General features: G+C 56.7%; 18 protein-coding genes. 10 read left to right on the forward strand and 8 right to left on the reverse strand.

What is annotated here, in order from left to right; genetic code table 11:
* Positions 1-77: 77 nt before the first annotated feature.
* The 3 genes from E5C26_RS16375 (at position 78) to E5C26_RS16385 (ending at position 4,825) form a co-directional block, all read left to right on the forward strand.
* Positions 78-1,589 carry a sugar ABC transporter ATP-binding protein gene (locus tag E5C26_RS16375; RefSeq protein WP_135317267.1) on the forward strand — a complete coding sequence of 504 codons (1,512 nt, stop codon included), beginning with the start codon at positions 78-80 and terminating at the stop codon, positions 1,587-1,589.
* Positions 1,586-2,581 (forward strand): ABC transporter permease, encoded by a 996-nt coding sequence (locus E5C26_RS16380; protein ID WP_135317268.1) that lies wholly within the window; start codon positions 1,586-1,588, stop codon positions 2,579-2,581. The genes E5C26_RS16375 and E5C26_RS16380 overlap by 4 nt, the downstream gene beginning before the upstream one ends.
* Before the next feature lie 255 nt (positions 2,582-2,836).
* Entirely contained in the window at positions 2,837-4,825 is a 1,989-nt protein-coding gene (locus tag E5C26_RS16385) for a ligand-gated channel protein (protein ID WP_135317269.1), read from the forward strand.
* Between the two features lie 50 nt (positions 4,826-4,875).
* On the opposite strand, the gene E5C26_RS16390 is transcribed toward E5C26_RS16385, so the two are convergent.
* The gene (locus E5C26_RS16390) at positions 4,876-5,664 is read right to left on the reverse strand and encodes an ABC transporter ATP-binding protein (protein ID WP_135317270.1); all 789 of its coding nucleotides are present in this window, start codon (positions 5,662-5,664) and stop codon (positions 4,876-4,878) included.
* Entirely contained in the window at positions 5,661-6,743 is a 1,083-nt protein-coding gene (locus E5C26_RS16395; RefSeq protein WP_135317271.1) for a FecCD family ABC transporter permease, read from the reverse strand. The genes E5C26_RS16390 and E5C26_RS16395 overlap by 4 nt, the downstream gene beginning before the upstream one ends.
* Before the next feature lie 357 nt (positions 6,744-7,100).
* On the opposite strand from E5C26_RS16395, the gene E5C26_RS16400 reads away from it, so the two are divergent.
* Positions 7,101-8,198: a GGDEF domain-containing protein gene (locus E5C26_RS16400; RefSeq protein WP_135317272.1), complete on the forward strand. Its 1,098-nt coding sequence runs from the start codon at positions 7,101-7,103 to the stop codon at positions 8,196-8,198.
* Between the two features lie 66 nt (positions 8,199-8,264).
* Here E5C26_RS16400 and E5C26_RS16405 read toward each other — a convergent pair whose 3' ends face one another.
* Together E5C26_RS16405 and yieE are read right to left on the reverse strand one after the other, a co-directional pair.
* A complete protein-coding gene (locus tag E5C26_RS16405) occupies positions 8,265-9,746 on the reverse strand; it encodes an amino acid permease (protein WP_135317273.1) in 1,482 nt (493 codons plus the stop codon).
* 197 nt (positions 9,747-9,943) lie between these two features.
* Positions 9,944-10,819: a DNA-binding transcriptional regulator YeiE gene (yieE, locus tag E5C26_RS16410; protein ID WP_135317274.1), complete on the reverse strand. Its 876-nt coding sequence runs from the start codon at positions 10,817-10,819 to the stop codon at positions 9,944-9,946.
* Positions 10,820-11,068: 249 nt separating this feature from the next.
* Between yieE and E5C26_RS16415 the strand changes: the two genes are divergently transcribed.
* Together E5C26_RS16415 and nfo are read left to right on the forward strand one after the other, a co-directional pair.
* Entirely contained in the window at positions 11,069-12,157 is a 1,089-nt protein-coding gene (locus E5C26_RS16415) for a YeiH family putative sulfate export transporter (RefSeq protein WP_135317275.1), read from the forward strand.
* Positions 12,158-12,275: 118 nt separating this feature from the next.
* A complete protein-coding gene (gene nfo, locus E5C26_RS16420) occupies positions 12,276-13,115 on the forward strand; it encodes a deoxyribonuclease IV (RefSeq protein ID WP_135317276.1) in 840 nt (279 codons plus the stop codon).
* 57 nt (positions 13,116-13,172) lie between these two features.
* Here nfo and fruA read toward each other — a convergent pair whose 3' ends face one another.
* The 3 genes from fruA to fruB are packed head-to-tail and all read right to left on the reverse strand — an operon-like array spanning position 13,173 to position 16,947.
* A complete protein-coding gene (gene fruA / locus E5C26_RS16425) occupies positions 13,173-14,864 on the reverse strand; it encodes a PTS fructose transporter subunit IIBC (protein WP_135317277.1) in 1,692 nt (563 codons plus the stop codon).
* Positions 14,865-14,875: 11 nt separating this feature from the next.
* Entirely contained in the window at positions 14,876-15,817 is a 942-nt protein-coding gene (fruK, locus tag E5C26_RS16430; RefSeq protein ID WP_135317278.1) for a 1-phosphofructokinase, read from the reverse strand.
* Positions 15,814-16,947, reverse strand: a complete 1,134-nt coding sequence (gene fruB / locus E5C26_RS16435) for a fused PTS fructose transporter subunit IIA/HPr protein (protein ID WP_135317279.1) — start codon at positions 16,945-16,947, stop codon at positions 15,814-15,816. The genes fruK and fruB overlap by 4 nt, the downstream gene beginning before the upstream one ends.
* 247 nt (positions 16,948-17,194) lie before the next feature.
* Here fruB and E5C26_RS16440 point away from each other — a divergent pair, with 247 nt between their 5' ends.
* The 4 genes from E5C26_RS16440 to E5C26_RS16455 all read left to right on the forward strand — a co-directional run bounded on the left by E5C26_RS16440 (position 17,195) and on the right by E5C26_RS16455 (position 22,885).
* Positions 17,195-17,617 carry a nucleotide triphosphate diphosphatase NUDT15 gene (locus E5C26_RS16440; protein ID WP_135317280.1) on the forward strand — a complete coding sequence of 141 codons (423 nt, stop codon included), beginning with the start codon at positions 17,195-17,197 and terminating at the stop codon, positions 17,615-17,617.
* A 257-nt stretch (positions 17,618-17,874) separates the two neighbouring features.
* On the forward strand, positions 17,875-19,035 hold the full coding sequence (locus E5C26_RS16445; protein WP_135317281.1) for a NapC/NirT family cytochrome c: 1,161 nt from the start codon (positions 17,875-17,877) through the stop codon (positions 19,033-19,035).
* 12 nt (positions 19,036-19,047) lie between these two features.
* A complete protein-coding gene (torA, locus tag E5C26_RS16450) occupies positions 19,048-21,528 on the forward strand; it encodes a trimethylamine-N-oxide reductase TorA (RefSeq protein ID WP_135317282.1) in 2,481 nt (826 codons plus the stop codon).
* 178 nt (positions 21,529-21,706) lie between these two features.
* Positions 21,707-22,885 (forward strand): sugar efflux transporter, encoded by a 1,179-nt coding sequence (locus tag E5C26_RS16455; RefSeq protein ID WP_135317283.1) that lies wholly within the window; start codon positions 21,707-21,709, stop codon positions 22,883-22,885.
* On the opposite strand, the gene E5C26_RS16460 is transcribed toward E5C26_RS16455, so the two are convergent.
* Positions 22,882-23,136, reverse strand: a complete 255-nt coding sequence (locus E5C26_RS16460; protein WP_135317284.1) for a YkgJ family cysteine cluster protein — start codon at positions 23,134-23,136, stop codon at positions 22,882-22,884. The two genes, E5C26_RS16455 and E5C26_RS16460, sit on opposite strands and share 4 nt — an antisense overlap.
* Positions 23,137-23,218 lie beyond the last annotated feature (82 nt).

Raw genomic sequence — 23,218 nt, forward strand, 5'->3', positions numbered from 1 at the left:
TTGTTGCGAAAATTATAATCTGTGTTAAAAAAGGATTACTTTAGCCATCTAAACACCTAAACGTCTTTAATCACACTATGCCAACCACTACGCCCTCACGCCTCGAGATGCGCAATATCTCGATCGCTTTTGCCGGCTTCAACGCACTGCAAAACGTCGACTTCACCCTGCAGGGCGGCTCCACCCATGCACTGGTCGGCGCTAACGGCGCAGGCAAATCCACGCTGATGGCGATCCTCTCCGGCGCGCACCATCATTACCGCGGCGAGATCTTTATCGACGGGCAAAAAGTGGATATTCATTCACCGCTACAAGCGCGCCGTCACGGGATCCACGTAGTGCAGCAGGAAGTCGATGTGGCGTTGATCCCCACGCTGTCGGTGGCGGAAAATATCATGCTCGACTGGCTGAACGAGCCGGGGTATTTGCTGAACTGGGCGCAATTGTACCGCCAGGCGGCGCAGTTACTGGCCCAGTTGGATCTGACCATTAACCTGCGCCAACGCTTGGCCGAGTGCACGCTGGCGGAAAAACAGCAGGTGCTGCTGGCGCGAGCCTTGTCCCACCGCTGCCGTTTCCTGGTGCTCGATGAACCTACCGCCCCGCTCGATAGCGCCGAAAGCGAACGCCTGTTCCGCGTGGTGCGCCGCCTTAAGTCCGAAGGCATCGGCGTGGTGTTTATTTCACACCGTATTCATGAACTGAGCGAAATTTGCGACCGCCTGACGGTGCTGCGCGATGGTCGCCATGTCAGCGAAGATGCCATGCAGGGTCTGAGCGGTGAGCAGATAGTCGAGAAAATGCTCGGCCACCGGTTAGACGATATCTTCCCACCACCACGCCCACCGCACGGTTCCCGTCCGTTGTTGCAGGTAGAAGGCCTGCACGATCGCCATAAACTGCGCGACGTCAGCCTGCGGCTGCATCAGGGCGAGATCCTCGGCATTGCCGGGCTGGCCGGGGCGGGCAAAACCGAACTGTGCAAGGCGCTGTTTGGCGCCACGCCGGCACGCGTTGAACGAGGCGAGCTGCTGGGTAAACCTTGGGCCCCGCGTGCGCCGCACCTCAGCGTTGAGCAAGGGCTGGCGCTGGTGCCGGAAGAGCGCCGTAAAGAAGGCATTTTTATTGATGAAGCCATTCCGATGAACCTGAGCGTCAGCGCCGACGACAGCTTTTCACGCTGGAGCCTGTTCAGCCGTCGCCAGGAACTGCGCTGGGCGCGGGATATCATGCAGCGCCTGAATATTCGCGCCTCCGGCCCACAGCAGCGGCTGGCCAGGCTTTCCGGCGGCAACCAGCAAAAAGTGGCCATTGGCAAATGGTTACGCGGCGATGCCAAAGTACTGATTTTCGATGAGCCGACCAAGGGCGTGGACATCAAGGCCAAACAGGAGCTGTTCACCCTGATCGACGGCCTGGCACGCGACGGCAAAGGCATTATCTATGCTTCCGGCGAGTTTTCGGAGTTGGTCGGTTTATGCGATCGCATCTGCGTGCTGTGGGATGGCCGGGTAGTGGCGGAACTTGACGCCGCCGAGATTGATGAAGAAACCCTATTACTGTATTCCACCGGAGGAACCCCAGCGTGAGTAAAGAATTATCCCTGCAGAATGCGCAACCCTGGCGCCATCAGCTGTTTGAGTTTCTCTACAAATGGGGGATGTTACTCACGGTTGTCGCGCTGATCGCCCTGTTCGGACTGGCGTCGGACAACTTTCTCGATCCCAACAACATCATCAATATATTACGCTCAATCGCCATCGTCACGGTGATCGCCATCGGGGTCTCCATCTCACTGTCGGTCGGCGGTTTTGACCTTTCCGTCGGTTCTACCGCCTCGCTGGCTAATGCCCTGGTGGTTTCGCTGTTTGTCTGGTACGGCTTCGGGACGACCGGCGCAATAGTGCTGACGTTGCTGATTTGCACGCTGGTCGGTCTGTTCAACGCTTTCCTGATCGTGGTGCTGAAAATCCCCGATATGCTGGCGACCCTGGCCAGCCTGTTTGTGATCCAGGGCGTGGCGATGACCTACAGCTACGGCGGCTCCATCACCCAAAATATGCTGCTGCCGAACGGCGACATGGCGGAAGGCCTGATCCCGGACATCTTCTCGTCTCTGGGCCAGGTACCGGTGATCGTGCTAATCATGCTGGCAGTCACCCTTGTCGTGCAGTTGTTCCTGTCCTTGACCAAGCATGGCCGCCGCATGTACGCCATCGGCGGTAATCCGGAAGCGGCACGCCTGTCGGGGATTCGCACCGTACGTTACAGGGTTGCCGCCTATGTCATTTCAGCGCTGCTGGCCTCGCTTGGTGGCATTCTGCTGGCGTCACGTATCGGCTCTTCCCAGGTGAACGCCGGCGGCGGTTATCTGATGGATGCGGTCGCCGCCGCCTATATTGGGTTTTCGCTGGCCGGCTCCGGCAAGCCCAACGCCCTCGGCACGCTGGTCGGTGCGGTGATCCTCGGCGTGCTGCAAAACGGCCTGGTGATGCTCTCGGTCCCCTACTACGCCATGGACATTATCAAGGGCCTGGTGTTGGCCCTGGCGCTGGCAATTACCTACATCCAGAAACGCTGATTCCCCCCGGCGCGCGCCCTGCTGCGCCGGTTTTCCCTTTAATTCATGCGGTTATCTTTCCCTTTCCTTTTTCAATTATACAAATGATACGAATTATCATTTGCGTTTACATTTTGTTTGAAATCCTTACAATGGCCTGACGAAATACTGCCGGAACGACGAACCTCGCAACGACGAGGCTCCGCTTCTACTTATTATTCAAACAGTTAAAACGACACTTTGTCGATTTACATCAGACCAGGAAAGGTTTGCCTCATGGAAAAGCCACGTTATAACCAGCTCACCGCACTGATTATTGCAGCACTCGGCAGCGCCAGTACGTTCGCCGCACCCCAGAATGACGCACAGGACACCATGGTGGTTACCGCCTCGGGTTTCCAGCAAAAAATCCAGGATTCCGCCGCCTCTATCTCGGTGATCCCACGTCAGCAGATTGAAGACAAGGCCTACCGCGATATCACCGATGCATTGAAAGACGTGCCGGGCGTGGTGGTGACCGGCGGGGCCAGCAGCAGCGATATCAGCATCCGCGGCATGTCCTCCAAATACACCCTGATTCTGGTCGATGGCAAACGCGTGGACACCCGTGGCACCCGCCCGAACAGCGATAACTCGGGCATCGAACAGGGTTGGCTGCCACCATTGGAAGCCATTGAACGCATTGAAGTGGTGCGTGGACCCATGTCTTCTCTTTATGGTTCTGACGCCATGGGCGGCGTGATCAACGTGATCACCCGCAAGACCTCCAGAACGGAATGGAAAGGTTCACTGCATGGTGACGCCACCTTCCAGGAACGCAGCGCTTCCGGCGATATCTTCCAGACCAACGCCTACGCCTCCGGCCCGCTGATTGACGGCCTGCTGGGCCTGCGGGTCAACGGCCTGCTGTCGCGCCGTGCCGAAGACAAAATCGTCAACGGCTTCAACGAACAGCGCATGCGCAGCGGCACCGCGGTGTTTACCCTGACACCGGATGATAAAAACGAATTCGACTTTGAAGTTGGCCGCTCGCTGCAGGACCGTAACAGCACGCCGGGAATGTCGGTGGCAGCTGAGCGTTGCAGCAAAGGAAAATGCACCTCAAACCAAGTCAGCGAAAGCAAGTATACCCGCACCAACTATGCCCTGACGCATAACGGTTATTACGACTTCGGTAATACCAGCAGCTACATCCAGCGTGAAGAAACCAATAACCCGGGCCGCAATATGAAGATGTATAACACCATCTTCAATACCCAGAACCAATTTGAACTGGGCGCCCACATGCTGAACCTGGGCGGCCAGTACCGTTACGAAAAACTGGCCGACAGTGGTAACCAGCTTACGGCGGCTAAAGACCTGAACCAGCTGACTCGCTGGAGTTGGGCGCTGTTTGCCGAAGACGAATGGGCGATGACCAATGACTTCAGCCTGACCAGCGGTATCCGTATGGATCAGGACCAAAACTACGGCAACCACTGGACACCGCGCATGTACGGCGTCTGGCACCTGACCGAACAATTTACCCTGAAAGGCGGCGTTTCTGCCGGCTACCGTTCGCCGGATCTACGCCAATCCTCTGCCAATTGGGGTCAGGTTACCGGCGGTGGCTCACGTAAAGGGATTATTGTCGGCAACCCGGATCTGCAGCCAGAGAAAAGCCTGAGCGAAGAAATCGCTGTGATGTGGGATAACCAGCAAGGCCTGAACGCTGGCGTAACCCTGTTCAACACCGATTTCAAAGACAAGATCACCGAAGTCAGACGCTGTGAAGAGACCCCGGACTGTAACATTGGCGGTGAACAATACGACTTTATCAGTGACCGTACCAACGTGGATAAAGCCAATATGCGCGGCGTGGAAACCACCTTTGGCTGGCAGATCAGTAAAGACTGGAAGTGGAATACCAACTACACCTATACCTCATCCGAACAGAAAAGTGGGGAGTTCCAGGGCCAGGCGCTGAACCAGATGCCAAAACATATGATTAACAGCGTACTGGATTGGCAAGCCACTCACGACGTCAGCCTGTGGTCACGCGTTAACTTCCGCAGCAAAACATCTGAGTACCTCAGCCGCACTTCAATGGCCAAGAGCACCCCGTCCTACACCTTTGTCGATGCCGGTGTGAGTTATAAGGCCAACAAGAACCTGCAGGTCACCGGCGGGGTTTACAACATCCTCGACAAAACCGTGGATTACGACCACTACAACACCACGCTCGATGGCCGCCGTTATACCGTCGGCATGACCTATAACTTCTGATGCGATAAAAAAGGCCCCGAATTCGGGGCCTGACCATTTCTAATAACAATTCAAACTACCGGCTGGTTCACCAACCCGTCGATCAATACCTGCGGGGTGCCTTGCGAACAACGCTCAATACGCCCGCGAACGCCATACACCCGCGCCAGACTCTGTGGCGTGATCACCCCTTCCGGCGCACCGTCGGCAATCAATTCACCGTCCTGCAGCATCAACACATGATCGCCATGGCGCAGGGCTATATTGATGTCATGCACCACCACCACAGTGATGATATTGCGTTTACGCGTCTCTTTGCGCACCAAATCCATCACGTGGAACTGGTAGTTGAGATCGAGCGCGCTCAGCGGTTCATCCAGCAACAACAGCGAAGGCTGACGGATCAGTGATTGCGCCAGGCCAACCAGCTGTTTCTGGCCGCCGGAAAGCTGGTCGAGGTAGCTCAACGCCAAATGTGCGATACCAAGCTGTTCCAGCAATGCCATAACTTCCGACTCGCTACCTGCATTGCTGCGGCCGCCCGAGGCGCGTTGCGCCACGATGATCGACTCCAGCACGTGCAAATGCACTCCGGCAGGCAACGATTGCGGCAAATACACCACTTTCTCGGCCCGGCGGGTAAAGGGCATCTGCATCAGATCGATATCATCGAGCCACAGTTGCCCCTGTGCCGGGTTCAGCCCGGCCAGCGCGCGCAGCAGCGTCGACTTGCCGCTGCCGTTCGGCCCCAGCAGCACGGTGATTTGGCCACGTGGCAACATTGGCACCGCCAGATCGCTTATCACCTGACGCTTCGGATAACCGGCGGAGAAATGCTCGATACGCAATCCCTGGCTCATACATTTCCCCGATGACGCAGAATAATACTCAGGAAGAACGGCACACCCACCAGCGAGGTGACGATGCCGACCGGAATGATGATCCCCGGGATCAGGTTCTTAGAGGCAACAGAAGCCATCGATAGCACCAGTGCGCCAATCAACGCACTGGCTGGCAGATAGAAACGATGATCTTCACCGAAAATCATGCGGGCGATATGTGGCGCTACCAGGCCGATAAAACCAATCGGGCCAACAAATGCCACCGCCAATGCGGAGAGAATACTGATACGCAGCAAGGTGGTCAGGCGCAGGCGGCGCACGTCGATGCCGAAGCTCACCGCCCGATCTTCACCCAGACGCAGCGCGGTCAACTTCCACGAACTCATCATCGACAACGGCAGCAGCACGGCAAATACCCCGAGCAGGATACCCAGTTTGTCCCAGGAGGCCCGCGCCAGGCTGCCCATAGTCCAGAACACCAGCCCCTGCAGCGTGTCTTCGCTGGCAATAAACTGCATCATGGAGACCAGCGCGTTAAAGGTGAACACCAGCGCAATACCGAACAGCACCACGCCAGAGGTGGCAACCCGCGTCCAGCGTGTAATGCCGTCCAGCATCAGTGCAGCAAACAAAGCGAAAATAAACGCATTGGCGGAAATAAACCACTGGTCAGGAATGCCCGGCACGCCAATCCCCAGCACAATGGCCAGTGCCGCGCCGAAAGCGGCGGCAGAAGAAACACCGAGGGTAAAGGGACTGGCCAGCGGGTTATTCAGGATGGTCTGCATTTCTGCCCCGGCCAGGCCAAGCGCAAAGCCCACCACCACGGCCATCAAGGCGTAAGGCAGACGGATATCCCAGACAATTACCCGCGTACCGGCATCCGCCACCGCAGGGTCAATCAAGGTTTGCCACAGGGTGGACAACGAAAGTCCGGATGGCCCCAGGGTAAAATCCAGCAGCAGCGAACCCAAAATTGCCAATGCCAACACCCCCATCATCAATAAACGGTGGCGGAGAATATGGTGATAACGCCCCATAACGTTGACGTCGGGTTGTCCCTTGGCGTCAGACAGAGGATCGGTGGATACGCTCATTATTTCGGATACCTGTTACGACGATGACCATAGCGGTGTGTCAGACGGCCGCCTGGGGCTGATAAGCAGCCGATAACAATAAAGCAAACGATAATACTTATCAATCATATCAATAGCTATTACCTACCATGTTAATATGTAACGCTTTATTTTATAAGACTATTAACCAAGCAGGTCTGACAAGCGTCCGATGGCGAACAGGGTTAATAATTCCGAAAGTTTGGCCGCCCCGCGCCCGACTATGACAAATTGCAACAAAACCACATAGAATCCAAAGCCAGACCGGCAATGGGCGTGCCAAGCACCCCAAGCCAGATATTTAGGGCCCGTTAGCGGGCCTTTACTAAAGAGGCCGCAATGCGAAGTCGCTCCCCAATGTTAACGCCTAAAAAACCTGCGCTACTGCATTGGCTGGTACAAAGTCCACATCAGGCTGATGACGCCCAGTTTCAACGCCAAATGCGGCTTACTCTGGTGCCATCCCCCGCCACTCCCTGGCTGAATGCCGCCGGGGTGGCGCTGCTGTTACTGGCGTATGGCTGGCTGAGCAATATGGCGATCGCAGCCGCGCTGCTGGCGTTGCTGTTATTGCTGACCGCCGGGCGCGGGTGGCTGGCGCGCGCCACTCCCCCTAACAGGCCAACAGCCATGCTGGTGACGGTACTGCTGTGGTGTTCACTGGTGGGGGCAACTGCACTGCTGGCGATGCTTTCAGGCCGTATGGTATTGATCCTGTTCGCCGGCTTACTGATTACCGCGCTGGCTTTCTGGCTGATGCAGCGCCATGCCGCCGCCCCGCGCTTTGCCCTGCTGGAAGTGATGTTACTGACGCTGCCCTACCTGTTGGCTGCGCCGTTATCACGCGTGCAAAATCTGTTTTTACTGGCAGATATCATCCCGCTGTGGCTGCTGTTAGCTTATGGGATGATCGCGTTTTACCATCGTCAGGTGGCGCAACAGGTCACTTTAACCGCAGAGAAACAACAAGCGGCCCATCAAGACCATTTAACCGGCTTTCTTAACCGCGCGGGCGGGGAAGCAGTTATGCAGGAGATTTGCCGCCCTTCCCCGACGCAGCATCCCCTGTCACACCTGTTTATTATTGAATTTACGCCACTGGCAGCGCTCTACCAGAGCCACGGGGTGCTGATCGGCGATGACGTGCTACGTACCATCGGCGAACGCCTGAAAATGCTGGTGCGCCCGAGCGATTTTGTCTGCCGCTATACTGGTGGTCAGTTTTTGATCCTGGTGCACGGCCTGCCTTACGGTTCCGAAGGCGAATTTTTGGCGCGTATCCTTCCACCGTTGGAGGTGCCTTACGACTTTGGCGCATTCGGTGAAGTGACGTTGCGGTTGAATAGCGGAGTACTGGCGTTAACCCAGGATTATAAAACGGTTGCAAGCCTGATGGCGGCGGCGCAACAAGCGCTAGTGGTAAAAGGGAAGGACTAATACGATGTTTCAAGCTGCAGCCAAAGGGTCAGCTGCAGCTTGAAATTTAACGGCTATAGACAGAGATTACTTCACGTCCATTTTCGGGAATTCCATTTCGCTGTACTTCACGACACGGGTGCCGCGCGTCAGCTTGTAGCCGAACCAGATAATCAGGAACAGCGGAAGACCGATATAAGTGGCGGTCACGCCGTACCAGTCGATGCGGTCTTGCAGGAACGCCTGATAGTTCTGCCCCAGCGTGATAATCAGGCACAGGACAAAGGCAAAGATCGGGCCCAGCGGGAAGAAACCGGAGCGGTAAGGTAAATCGTTCAGATCACGCCCCTGGATCATATAGCCGCGACGGAAACGGTAATGGCTGATGGCAATCCCCAACCAGGCGATAAAGCCGGTCATCCCCGAGGTGTTCAGCAGCCACAGATAAACCGACTGGTTACCAAACATCGAGCTCAGGAAGCACAGACCCGCCACCACGGTAGTGGCGTACAGCGCGTTGCGTGGCACCCCGCCCTTCGACAGTTTGGCGAAGATACGCGGCGCTTTACCTTCCGATGCCAGGGTAAACAGCATACGGGTAGAAGCGTACATCCCTGAGTTACCGGCGGACAGCACCGCCGTCAGGATCACCGCATTCATCACCGCCGCCGCCGACAGCAGACCGGCGTGCTGGAATACCAGCGTGAACGGGCTGACGCTGATGTCTTTCACATCGTTACGCAGCAGGCTCGGATCGGTATACGGAATGATCAGGCTGATAATCAGAATGGCAAAGATATAGAACAGCAGGATACGCCAGAATACCTGACGCACCGCGCGCGGGATGTTTTTGCCCGGATTTTCCGACTCACCGGCCGCAATACCGATAAGCTCGGTCCCCTGGAACGAGAAGCCGACTATCATCGCCACGCCGATCATCGCCGAGAACCCTCCGGCAAACGGCGCATCGCCAATAGTCCAGTTCTGCCAGCCCGCGTGCTCGCCCCCCTTGAGGATGCCGAAGATCATCAGCACGCCGATACCGATAAAGATAATCACGGTGGTCACTTTGATCAGCGAGAACCAGTATTCCGCTTCACCGAAACCTTTGACCGAGATGTAGTTCAACAGGAACATCAGGCCAAGGAACAGTGCGCTCCAGATCCAGCCTGGCGTATCCGGGAACCAATAGGTCATCACCAGCTGCGAGGCCACCAGGTCAACGGCGATGGTTACCGCCCAGTTGTACCAGTAGTTCCAGCCCAGCGCGAAACCAAAGCCTTCTTCTACGTATTTGGCACCGTAGGTGGAGAAAGAGCCGGACACCGGCATAAAGGCCGCCAATTCGCCCAGGCTGGTCATCAGGAAGTAAACCATCAGTCCGATCAGCGCGTAAGACAGCAGTGCCCCACCCGGACCTGCCTGAGAAACCGTAGCGCCAGAAGCGACAAACAGACCGGTGCCGATAGAACCACCAATAGCAATCATGGTTAAGTGCCGAGCTTTCAGCTCGCGGCGCAATCCGGGTGCTGCTTGCCCCGATGTTGTTTTTATATCCTGCTGAGCCATTCTTACCCTATCTGCTGGTCAAAAAAAATGAGGGCGGATTGTAACAAATACCCGCCGGCGAACTAGTAACATTGCACTGATATAAGATAGCTTCATAATTCAGGGCTAATTATTAGCGACAGGCCAGAATACCTTACTTACTGTCATTAATGTGACAAGGCGCAGCTTTTTATGCTTTGTTTCTTGTTTCGGAGACGTTATTGAGGCTGAAACCCGCAGTAACCGAGAAAACGCTGCAGCGCGTTGGAGATATGCTTTTGCCGGTGATGGATCAGATAAAGGGTCCGCATCAACGGTGGCAACGGGATATTCAGTTCTACCAGCACGCCGCTGGCCAACTGTTCGCCAATTACCCGCCGCGACAGGCAACTGATCCCCATACCGTGGCGAACCGCATGTTTGATCGCTTCCGAATTGCCCAGTTCCATCACCAGCTGGAAGTGCGGCAAGTGCGCCAGCAGCAGATGATGCAGCACCTCGCGCGTACCCGACCCGCCCTCACGCAGGATCCAGGGGGCCGTAGCCAGCATCTCCAGGGTCAGCGGTTGCCCGGCCAACGGGTTGTCCGGGGCGGCAAACACCACCAACTCATCTTCCAGCCACGGCTGGGTGATCAGCTCCGGCATGTGACAGGGGCCTTCAATCAGCCCGAGATCGACACGGAAATCCGCCACCGCACCGATCACGTCCTGGCTGTTGCCGACGTTCAGCTCCAACGGCGAAGCAGGGAAATCATGCCGATAATGGGCGATCATCTCCGGTAGCATATAGTTGCCGATGGTACTGCTGGCAGCGATGCGCAATGCACCACCGTCATGGCGAAACAGTTGTTCAATCTCCCCCGCCTGCTCCAGCAACGCCAGCGCCTTTGGGTACAGTAACCGACCATGTTCATTAATGACCAAACGCTTGCCCACGCGATCGAACAACTGCACGCCCAACTGCCCTTCCAGATCGGCCAGCGCAGCGCTGACCGCCGACTGTGATAACGCCAGAACTACCGAAGCCTGGGTAGTCGAACCACTTTTCAGCACTTCGGTAAACACTTCCAATTGACGTAAGGTGATATGCATAGCGTCTCGGTTTTAATCAAAGGTGACATCGAAAAAAGTCACTGAAATTAATGCAAAATCTGCGCTGCTGACCGGCAACAACGCACAGGATGAATAATATTAATGGTACCACGTTTGCAGAAATCAGCATGAAAGCCACTCATGTCGAGTAACCACTTATTCAGATAGGTTATAACCATATAATCAATTTCTCTTTTATACAGCCAGAACGTAGTCTGTGCTCAAGATTTTGATTAAAAGGGCTGACTTATGGCGACCAATACCACAGATAATTTCCCCACTCGGCAATTTGCCCTGTTCGGTTTACCTCACCTGATACCAGGCCTGCTGTTGACCGGGGCTATCACCGCGTTAGCCGTCTGGATCGGTGATATTCCCTGGGTGGCCGGACTGGGGCTGGGAGCGCTGACGCTGGCGATTCTACTCGGCATAGTGGTCGGCAATACCCTTTATCCCTGGTTACAACCGAGCTGCCACAGCGGCGTTCAGTTCGCCAAACAGCGCCTGCTGCGGTTGGGCATTATCCTTTACGGTTTCCGCCTGACGTTTCAGCAAATTGCCGACGTAGGGACTACCGGTATCATCATTGATGCGTTAACGCTCACCACCACTTTCCTGCTCGCCTGCTGGCTGGGTAAGAAAGTGTTTGGCCTCGACAGTCATACCACCATGCTGATCGGTGCCGGCAGCAGTATCTGCGGCGCGGCAGCGGTAATGGCTACCGAACCGGTATTGAAAGCCGATGCCAATAAAGTGGCGGTCGCGGTCAGCACCGTGGTGGTGTTCGGCACGCTGGCGATATTCGCCTACCCGTGGCTGTACCATCTGAATGAACAATTCCAGTGGCTGCCGTTTAATCAGGAAAGCTTCGGTATCTTCACCGGTTCGACTATTCACGAAGTGGCACAGGTGGTCGCCGCCGGGCATGCCATCGGGCCGGATGCTGAAAACGCTGCGGTGATCTCCAAAATGATCCGTGTGATGATGCTGGCCCCGTTCCTGGTGGTACTCTCAGGGTTTATCAGCCGCAGCCGTAGCACTGGCAACAGCGGCGAGAAAGCAGAAAAATCTGCCATCACCATTCCCTGGTTTGCCGTGTTGTTTATCGCCGTCGCCGGGCTGAACTCGTTCAATCTGATCCCGGCTACGCTGGTAAAACACCTGATTACTGCCGATACCTGGATGCTGGCGATGGCCATGGCGGCACTGGGGCTGACCACCCACATCAGCGCAGTGCGCCAGGCAGGGGTAAAACCGATTCTGCTGGCCACCCTGTTGTTCATCTGGCTGATTGTCGGCGGCGGTGCAATTAACCTGCTGGTGCAACACTTCCTCTGATCCCCTCTTCCTGTTATCTCCTGCACTCAGGCCCGCCATCGCGGGCCTGAACTTTTTCAGCCATTCAATCCTTCCGCTATCAATGCCATAATGACGCCGATTACACAGGAGATTGAAAATGAAGTTTGTCGGTGCACATGTCAGCGCGTCAGGCGGCGTGGATCAAGCGGTTATCCGCGCGCACGAATTAGAGGCGACCGCATTCGCCCTGTTCACTAAAAATCAGCGTCAATGGAAGGCCGCCCCGCTGCCTGCCGATGTGATTGATAAATTCAAGAGCGCCTGCGCGCAGTACGGTTATGGCCCAGGTCAGATCCTGCCGCACGACAGCTATCTGATCAATCTCGGCCACCCGGTGACCGAGGCATTGGAAAAATCCCGCGAAGCCTTCCTTGATGAAATGCAACGCTGCGAACAGCTGGGGCTGACGCTGCTGAACTTCCACCCTGGCAGCCATCTGTTGCAAATTGACGAAGACAAATGCCTGGCACGCATCGCTGAATCCATCAACCTGGTGCTGGATAAAACCAGCGGTGTGACGGCAGTGATCGAAAATACCGCCGGTCAGGGCAGTAATCTGGGCTTTAAGTTTGAACATTTGGCGGCGATCATCGACGGCGTGGAAGACAAAAGCCGCGTCGGCGTCTGCATCGACACCTGTCACGCCTTTGCCGCCGGTTACGATCTGCGTACCGAAGAAACCTGCGAACAGACCTTTAAGGAACTCGGTGAGGTGGTGGGCTTCAACTATCTGCGCGGTATGCACCTGAACGACGCCAAAAGCGAGTTCGGCAGCCGCGTCGACCGCCACCACAGCCTGGGTGAGGGGAACATCGGTAAAACGGTGTTCAGCTACATCATGAGTGACTCGCGCTTCGACAATATCCCGCTGATCCTGGAAACGGTGAACCCGGATATCTGGGCGGAAGAGATTGCCTGGCTAAAAGCCCAGCAGTAATTGACGCAATAAAAAACCGGAGCCTGGACTCCGGTTTTTTTATTGCCTGCGTTAGCGTTAAGCCACGCTGGCCGCGGGGACGTCAGCACGTTTCAGCAGTGCGTAAGACACGCCCGCCAACAGCGTACCGGCGATGATCGCCACCAGATACAGCAGTACCGGGGTGATAGCGCCAGGGATCAGCAGCACGAACAGCCCGCCGTGCGGCGCCATCAGTTTGGCACCAAACGCCATGGACAGCGCACCGGTCAGTGCGCCACCAGCGATACAGCATGGCAGCACGCGCATCGGGTCACGGGCAGCGAACGGGATTGCCCCTTCAGAGATAAAGCACAGGCCCAACACCAGCGCGGCTTTCCCGCCTTCCTGCTGCGACTTGTCGAACTTGCGACGCGCCAGCAGCGTTGCCAACCCCATCGCCAGCGGTGGCACCATACCGGCAGCCATAATCGCCGCCATCGGTGCATACACCGAAGAACTCAGCAACGCCACGCCAAAGGCATAGGCCGCCTTGTTGACCGGGCCGCCCATATCGGTACACATCATGGCACCGAGTATCGCGCCCAACAGCACCGCATTCGCGGTACCCAGCGACTGCAGCCAGTGGGTCAGACCTTCCATGATTTTCGCCACCGGCGTACCGACGATGAAGATCATGATCAGACCAACGATCAGGCTGGCAACCAGCGGAATAATCAGGATCGGTTTCAGCGCTTCCATACTCTGCGGCAAACGCAGTTTGGTGCTGATAAATTTAGCGACATAACCGGCCAGGAAACCGGCAATGATACCGCCGAGGAAACCGGCTCCGGTGCTCACGGCCAGCATGCCGCCAATCAACCCTGGCGTCAGACCCGGACGGTCAGCAATAGAGAACGCGATAAAACCAGCCAGTACCGGCACCATCAATGCAAAGGCCGACCCCCCACCGATCTGCATCAGTGCAGCCGCCAGCGTGCCTTTGACTTCAAACGCCTTGATACCGAATACGAATGACAGTGCAATACACAGACCGCCCGCCACTACCATCGGCAGCATATAAGACACACCGGTCAACAGATGACGGTAAGGCCCGGCACTCTCTTTCTTCTTGCCGGCTGCGGCCGGAGCACCGCTTTTTTGCGGCTGGAAAATCTCGGCTTCGGCCTGCGCCTTGTCCAGTTCCTGCGCCGTTTTCTTCAGCGCCAGACCGGTAGAGGTACGATACATCGGCTTGCCGGCAAATTTCTCCAGATCCACTTCAATGTCGGCCGCCACGATCACCAGATCCGCCGCCGCTACTTCTTCAGGTGTAATGGCATTGCCGGCACCGACGGAACCGCGGGTTTCTACCTTGACCCACCAGCCGCGTTTTTTGGCTTCGCTCTCAATGGCTTCTGCTGCCATAAAGGTATGCGCCACGCCGGTTGGACAAGCGGTGATCGCCACAATGCGTTTTTGACCGGAAGTTTTGACCGGCAAGGCAGTGTCTGCCGCCGGTGCCTGCCAGGCTTTCGCTTCAGCGAGTGCCTGCGCCAGGAAGGCTTCAGGCTCACGCACCGCGTGTTCCACATCGCCCACGTAAACCCGTTTGCCGTTCAGCACGGCGTCAGCAGGCGCAGATTGCCCCGCCACTACCACCAGTTCAGCTTCGGCTGCGGACTCCACCAGCGTCAGGCCGGCTTTCGCCGCAGCAGCGCCGAGCATGCGTTTCGCCAGGTGACCACGCGCCTGCCCCAGCGAACTGTCTATCATCAGCAGTGTTTTCATTCTGCCTCCCGCTATTGATTAAAAGGTTTCAGGTCGACACGCGCCATCATCGCGGCCAACTGTGGACGGTCGGTCACGCCAACGTTGCTCTGGCTGACGGCCAGCGCAGCTACGGCGGTGGCCAAACGCAAAGTATGTTCACTGGACTCGCGCATCAGCAGGCCATAAATCAGGCCGCCAACCATCGAGTCGCCGGCTCCGACAGTGCTGACCACTTCGCAGGCTGGCGGCTTGGCGATCCAGGCACCGGAAGCGTTGACCCACAGCGCTCCTTCAGCACCGAGGGAAATCACCACGTGAGCAATACCCTGATCGCGCAACGCATGCGCGGCCTCAACCACATCTGCCAACTGCGGCAACGGACGACCGGCCCAGATTTCCAGCTCACGGCGGTTGGGTTTCACCAGCCAGGGTGCGGCTTTCAACCCGGCAACCAGCGCTTCACGGCTGCTGTCGAAAATGATGCATGGGCACTGCGCGCGCAGACGGACCATCCAGTCAGTAAAGGCATCGGGATCAACCCCGGCCGGCAGACTGCCACTCACGGCCACCATATCGAACTGGCCGAGCCAACTCAGAGAGTCGGTCACGAAACGTTCCCAATCCTGACCACTCACCTCAAAGCCGGAGAAGTTGAAATCTGTTACCTCACCGTCTTTTTCCGTCAGCTTGACGTTAATGCGGGTGCGGCCCGGCACCACCTGGAAGCGGTTGGCAATGCCCAGATCGCTGAACAGCAGTTGGAAACCGTCCTGGTTGTCTTTGCCCAGGAAACCGCCCACCGTCACATCAATGCCCAAATCTTTCAGCACCTTGGCGACGTTAATGCCTTTTCCGGCGGCGTGCAGCCCGGCGGTTTTGACCAAATTCACTTCACCGCGCTCGATCTCCGGGCAAAAGCCCACCAAATCGTAAGCCGGATTCAGGGTGATTGTTGCTACTCTTCTGCTCATGCTGCGCCCTCGCCCAGTCCTTCGTTAATGGCTTCACCGATCGCCTTCAGCGCCGTTTCAGCATCTTCACCCTTGGCGGTAAAGCGCAGGTGATGTCCTTTCTTCACGCCCAGTGCCACGACCTTCATCAGGCTGCGTCCGTTGGCCGGTTTGCCGCTGCCATCCAGGTTAGTGACGGTTATTTCGCTGTCGAATTTCTTGATGACATTGACCAACGCCGTGCCCGGACGGGCATGCAGGCCGTGTTCGTTGCGAATGACGTACTCGGCACTCAGCGTGGTGCTTTCTTCTTCGACTTCACTGGTCAGCAATGCCAGCACGGTGACGGCATCGGCGTTCAGCAAGCGTTCAGCTTTGTTTGCCAGCAGCAGGTCACTCAGGTAGTTCAGCACCGCCAACGGTTGCTGGTCAGCCACCGACAACGTCAGCAACAACGCGACTTTCTCACCGTCTTCGTCAAACGCCTGCACCGGACGGCTCAGAGTGGCCGCGCTGGTCAGATTGCCTTCGGTGCTGTCGCTCAGCCAAATGCCCTGCCCCAGATTCAGTGGTTTACGGGTAATGACGTCGCTAACAAACTGGGCGTTGACCGCGCCGATTTTCTGCAAACGGCCGGCATTCAGCGCCTGCAGCGTCATCAGGCTGTCGGCGGCCACATCGAGCGCGATCAGAGAAGCGTCAAATTTGAACTCTGCCGTCAGCTTTTCGCCCATCAGCAGGCTGCGCAGCTCTTCTGCCGAGGTGGTTTTCGCCAACTGTTCGGCTACGCTGTCGTCACTCAGCACGTGTGTCAACTGGCGTAACAGCGCCAGGTGTTCGTCGGAACGGGCGGCGATACCGATAACCACAAACGCGGTTTGGCCTTCGCCCCACTCAATGCCCTGCGGGAACTGAAATACCTGCACGCCGGTGTTCAGCACCAGATCGCGGGTGTCGGTAGTGCCATGCGGGATGGCGATACCGTTCCCCAGGTAAGTGGAAGTTTGCAGCTCGCGCTGCAACATGCCGTCCACGTAGGCGGCGCTGACGCAGCCGGCTTCGGTCAGTGCGGCGGCAACCTGTCGGATGGCTTCCTGCTTGCTGCCGGCAGCCGCGCCCAGGTGAATATCTTGCGGTGACAACTGGAACATGATTCTCCTCTCCTGCTGAATTGAATCGTTTCAGCTTCATTGGGAAAAAGGAGCGTTATCGGTACGGAATCATCGTGCCCATAACGCTGAAACGTTTCAAGGATTGTGTGAGCTGCACTGGCTGAAAGCAAGTTTTCTCAAAATTGATGTGATAGATTTTTGACGCTACGCACACTTTTCCCGAAGGGTTATCCGTTGCGGCCCTAAAATGACATACTGTGCTGAAACTTGGCTGACGGAGAACAGCATGACGGTAGTGGTGGGTGTAGGGGTAATTATCGTAAATGCACAAGGGGAAATATTGCTGGGGAAACGCTGCGGTCAGCACGCCCCTTTCTGGTCGATTCCCGGCGGGCACCTGGATGCTGGTGAAACCTTTGAACAGTGCGCTCAGCGTGAGATTGCCGAAGAAACCGGGCTGATGATCGCCCCACCGAGTTTTATCGGTATCAGCAATAATCTACAAACCTGGCGTGCCGAGGGGAAGCATACGGTATCCATATGCTTGCTGACGCAACATCCCGGCGGTACCCCCGAACTCAAAGAACCGGAAAAATGCGCCGAATGGCGTTGGTGCTTACCGAACCAGTTACCGGAACCGCACTTCGAAGCCAGTCGTAACGCCATTCATCTCTGGCTGACGGACCAAACCTATCAACCGATGAAGTAGCTGTTTTCATTCATGGTTTGCCCACGCTGTCCGTGATCTGGCTCATGGTCTGATAAAGGCTTATAAAAAATACGTTATATAACATAGAATATAACGCTGCAAAAATCCCCAAATGACCATTTTCCTGCTAAAAATAACCCCATAGTATTAGATGTCATTGCCAATAGTACCTATACTTCCTCAGGCGTGTCGGCACTCGGCCGGCCCTTTTTTGGCAAGGTTTTCCTTGGTATTTCATAATTATAAGCGGGTTCAATATGACCAATAAATTCACTGGCTTGATAAGAAAGCACCGCTGGGGATGGCTGTGGCTTTTGCTGTTGGGGATTATCCTCGGAGCAGCATTATTAGCGGGTACCGCCACGGTATTCCACAAAACCAGCGACACCGCCTTCTGCGTGTCCTGTCATACCATGCAACAACCGCTGGCCGAGTATCAGGGCAGCGTCCATTTCCAGAATACCAAGGGGATCCGCGCTGAATGCGCTGACTGCCACGTCCCACACGAGCCGCTTGATTACCTGTGGACCAAAATCCGCGCGGTAAAAGATATTTATGGCGAGATGGTGGGCACTATCGATACGCCAGAAAAATATGAGGCGCATAAGCTGGCTATGGCACAGTCGGTATGGAAAACGCTGAAAGAAAGCGATTCCGCCACTTGCCGTTCATGCCACAGCTTTGACGCCATGGATATCACCGCTCAACGGCCTGAAGCGCGTATTCAGCATCCGGTGGCTATCAAGCAGGGTGAAACCTGTATCGATTGCCATAAAGGGGTGGCGCACATTCTGCCGGACATGAGCGGTGCCGCCCAGGCGGGTGCTGCCGAACTGGCGAAGGCCGCGGCTGAAACCTCACCGACCGCCACTACGCTGTACACCATTGCTACCGAACCCTTCTTCCTGAAACCGGACGACAGCCACAACGCCGGCAACCTGATGCCATCCACCGAAGTTCAGGTGGTGAAACAGGAAGGCGACAAGGTGCTGGCCAACGTCACCGGCTGGCAGCAGGACGGCGTCAGTGAAGTGTTCTACGCCGCACAGGGCAAGCGTATCCTCAGCGTGCTGCTGGGTGAAGACGCCCGCAAGCTGCTGAAAACCGGCACCACCATGACCGATGCCGAAACTGGCCTGGTATGGCACCAGGTTTCTCTGCAGGTCTGGCTGCCACGTAAACAACTGATCGACGATCAGCAAAAAATCTGGCGCTACACCGCGGATATGATGTCGGCCAACTGCACCGGCTGTCACGGCCTGACCGCCCTAGATCGCTTCAACGCCAACCAGTGGATCGGCGTAATTAAAGGTATGGCTCCACGCACCTCGCTGACGCAGGAACAACTGCGCGTTCTGACACAATACGTGCAGAAACACGCCAGTGACATGCAACCAGCCGCACCAGCCAAGCTTTAAGGGAGAAGCGTAATGAGCAAATATCAACAACAAGCGTTAAAAATGAGCCGCCGCCGCTTCCTGACCGGTGCCACCGCACTGGCTGCCGCCCCATTGCTGGCAGGCCTGTGGCCCAAGTCAGCACTGGCGCAGGCCATCAGCCAGGCACTGCCGCAATTTGTGGTGCTGCGTCAGGCGCAAAAAGGCATTCTGACCGGCGCGCACTGGGGCGCTTTCGAAGCCATCGTACAAGACGGTAAAATGGTCGGCGTGCAGCCGGTCAAAGACGATCCTTACCCGAATGAACTGATCACCATGGCGCCCTACCAGGTACATGCTGAAAACCGCATCAAATATCCGATGGTGCGTAAAAGCTGGCTGGAAGGCGGCCCTGGCAGCCATACCGAACTGCGCGGTCGCGACGAATGGGTGCGCGTCAGCTGGGACAAGGCGATTGAACTGGTTTGTGGCGAAATCACCCGTCTGCAAAAAGATCACGGGCCGCAGTCAATCTATGCCGGTTCCTATGGCTGGAAGAGCGTCGGCATGCTGCACAACAGCCGCACGCTGCTGCAACGCCTGATGAACCTGACCGGTGGCTTCCTCGGTTATGCCGGTGACTATTCCACCGGTGCCGCACAGGTGATCATGTCACACGTGGTCGGCTCCATGGAGGTTTACGAACAGCAAACCGCCTGGCCGAACGTGATTGAAAACAGCCAACTGGTGGTGTTGTGGGGCTGTAACCCGATGATCACGCTGAAAAACAGTTGGAACGTGCCGGACCACTACGGCCAGACCGGCTTTGAGGCGCTGAAGAAGAAAGGCACCCGCGTGATCAGCATCGACCCGGTGCACAACGACAGCGCCAAATTTATCGATGCGCAGTGGATCGCCCCGCGCCCTTATACCGATGGCGCCATGTTGATCGGTATCGCCCATACGCTGCTGACCGAGAAGCTGCATAACCCGGACTTCCTGAAAACCTACACCGCCGGCTTCGACAAGTTCCAGGCTTATCTACTGGGCGAAACCGATGGCACGCCGAAAACGGCCGAATGGGCCGCCGATGTCTGCGGCGTCGATGCAGACGTCTTGCGCCAACTGGCACGCGACATGGCGAAAAATCGCACCATGATCATGGGCGGTTGGGGCATTCAACGTCAGCATCATGGCGAACAGCAGCACTGGCTGTTGGTCACCGTGGCGGCGATGCTCGGCCAGATTGGCCTGCCGGGCGGGGGCTTCGGCTTCAGCTATCACTACTCTTCCGGCGGTAGCCCGACGGCGAAAGGCGGCATCATTTCCGGTATTTCAGCCGGTAATGCACCGAAAAACTCACCGGCACCGATCCCGGTGGCACGCATCGCCGAATGCCTGAGCAATCCGGGCAAGACCATTAATTTCAACGGCACTCAGGTCACCTACCCCGAGGTGAAAATGGTGTATGTGGCCGGTGGCAACACCTTCCACCAGCACCAGGACACCAACAATCTGGTCAAGGCCTGGCAACGGCCGGACACCATCGTGGTGAACGAACCTTACTGGACCGCCACCGCCAAACACGCCGATATCGTGCTGCCGGCCACCACCAGTTATGAACGTAACGATCTGGAAATGGGCGGCGACTACTCGCAACTGTATGTGTTCCCGATGCATCAGTGCGTGGAGCCGCAGCATGAGTCACGCAGCGACTTCGATATCTTCGCGGCCATGGCGGCCAAACTGGGTGTGCAGGATGCCTTTACCGAAGGCAAGGATGAGACTCAGTGGCTCAAAGGCATGTACGACGACATGAAAACCCAGGCGCGCGCCGCCCGGGTAGCTCTGCCGCCGTTCGACATGTTCTGGGCATCCAATAACTATGTGCGTTTCCCGGTACCCGAGGCCAATACCCAATGGGTACGCTTTGCCGACTACCGCGAAAACCCGCTGCTCAATCCGTTGGGGACGCCGTCCGGTAAAATCGAGATCTATTCCGACGCCATTGCCAAAATGAAGTATCAGGATTGCCCGGGCATCCCGACCTGGATGCCACCGCATGAATGGTATCGTGGGCCGGAAGCGGTGAAGTATCCGCTGTCGCTGAACACCGCGCACCCGACCAACCGTCTGCACTCGCAGCTCGACAATACGCCGCTACGTAAAAAGTACGCGGTAGCAGACCGGGAAGCGATTGTGATCCATCCGCAGGACGCCAAGTCACGCGGCATCGCCAGCGGTGACCTGGTGCGCGCCTTTAACGATCGCGGCCAGATCCTGGTGGGTGCGGTGGTCAGTGAAGACGTGCGTCCTGGTGTGGTACGGATCAGCGAAGGGGCCTGGTTCGATCCGGCCGATCCTTCACAACCTGGCTCGCTGTGCAAAAACGGCAACGTCAACTGCCTGACCTTCGACGTCGGCTCCTCCAGCCTGGCGCAGGGCAACTGTGGGCAGATGGCTCAGTTGCAGATCGAGAAGTATCAGGGTGAGGTGCTGAAAAACACCGCGCACGACGTGCCGGCCGGCGCGTAACAGCAGACTAAAAAGTATCAGGGGCGATGATAATATCGCCCCTTTTTTTGTCCCCGCGCAGAGCAAACCATTGCCCCATCAGCGAGATGTAACCGGTTTCTGTTCATTTCTTTTTTTTACAAATAAATGGGCGTATTATGCGCGCGCCCCCCTCATTTACGGCTATTTTCTGACCTCTATGTCTACATCAACTGCGGCAACACGACGCTCGCCCGACCTCACTTCACTGGCCTTTTTAGTGGTGGCGTTCCTCACCGGTATTGCCGGGGCGCTACAGACCCCGACGTTGAGCCTGTTCCTGGCGACGGAAGTGAAGGTGCGCCCTTCGATGGTCGGGCTGTTTTTCACCGGCAGCGCCGTAATTGGTATTTTGGTCAGCCAGTTTCTCGCCCGCCGCTCGGATCAAAAAGGCGATCGCAAAACGCTGATTTTCCTTTGCTGCATGCTGGGTGCGCTAGGCTGCGTGCTGTTCGCCTGGAACCGCAATTATTACCTGTTGCTGGCGGTCGGCGTGATGTTGACCAGTTTCGGTTCTACCGCTAACCCGCAGATGTTCGCCCTGGCGCGCGAACACGCCGATCGCACCGGTCGCGAAGCCGTGATGTTCAGTTCAATTTTGCGGGCGCAGGTTTCCCTCGCCTGGGTGATCGGGCCGCCCATCGCCTTTGCACTGGCCCTGGGCTTCGGTTTTAAAGTGATGTATCTGGCCGCCGCAGCGGCGTTCATCCTGTGTGGCGTGCTGGTGTGGAAAATGTTGCCCTCGATGCGCAAAATACCGGTAGCCACCAGCAGCACGCTGGAGGCCCCACGACAAAACCGTCGCGATACGCTGCTGCTGTTCATGGCCTGCACCTTTATGTGGACCGCCAACAGCATGTATCTGATCAATATGCCGCTGTATATGGTGCACGAGTTGCAGTTGCCGGAAAGGCTGGCCGGAATATTGATGGGCACGGCGGCCGGGCTGGAGATCCCGACCATGCTGATTGCCGGCATGGTGGCCAAACGCTTCGGCAAACGCTTTTTAATGCGCTGCGCGGTAGCGGCGGGCCTGCTGTTTTATGTTGGCTTGCTGTTTATCACCGGCACCTGGCAACTGATCGCCCTGCAACTGCTTAACGCTGCGTTTATCGGCGTATTGGCGGGGATCGGCATGCTCTATTTTCAGGATTTGATGCCTGGGCAGGCGGGCGCAGCCACCACTCTGTTTACCAACACCACTCGCGTGGGCTGGATTTTCGCCGGTTCCATTGCCGGCGTGGTGGCGGAGGTCTGGAATTATCACGCGGTGTTTTATTCCGCGCTGGCGATGGTGGTCGGCGCAGTGCTGTGCATGTGGAAACTGAAAGACGCTTAAGGCGCGGTATCCGCTTCCAGCTTGGTCAGATAGATTAAGGCATCGTCACGGTGGTCGTGACACATCTCGCGGCTGGCCTGCAGGCTGCCACAGACTTTGGGCCGCAGCGGCGAGTGAAACAGGCCGCAACGCAGTTGCTCGCTGAGATGAATACAGCGGGTATTTGCGGGCTTGCCGTTGGGCATGCCGGGGATCGGGCTGGATATTGAAGGCGCAATACAACAGGCGCCACAGTCGGCACGGCAGTCCATCAGCGAGTCTCTCGGTGGGCTGGCAGAATTGAAGCGCGACAATATCAGTAGCGCTCATCCGCCGCCAGCAGAATCCGGATTT

It is taken from the genome of Serratia proteamaculans (genome assembly GCF_004684015.1).
Taxonomy (GTDB): Bacteria; Pseudomonadota; Gammaproteobacteria; order Enterobacterales; family Enterobacteriaceae; genus Serratia; species Serratia proteamaculans_F.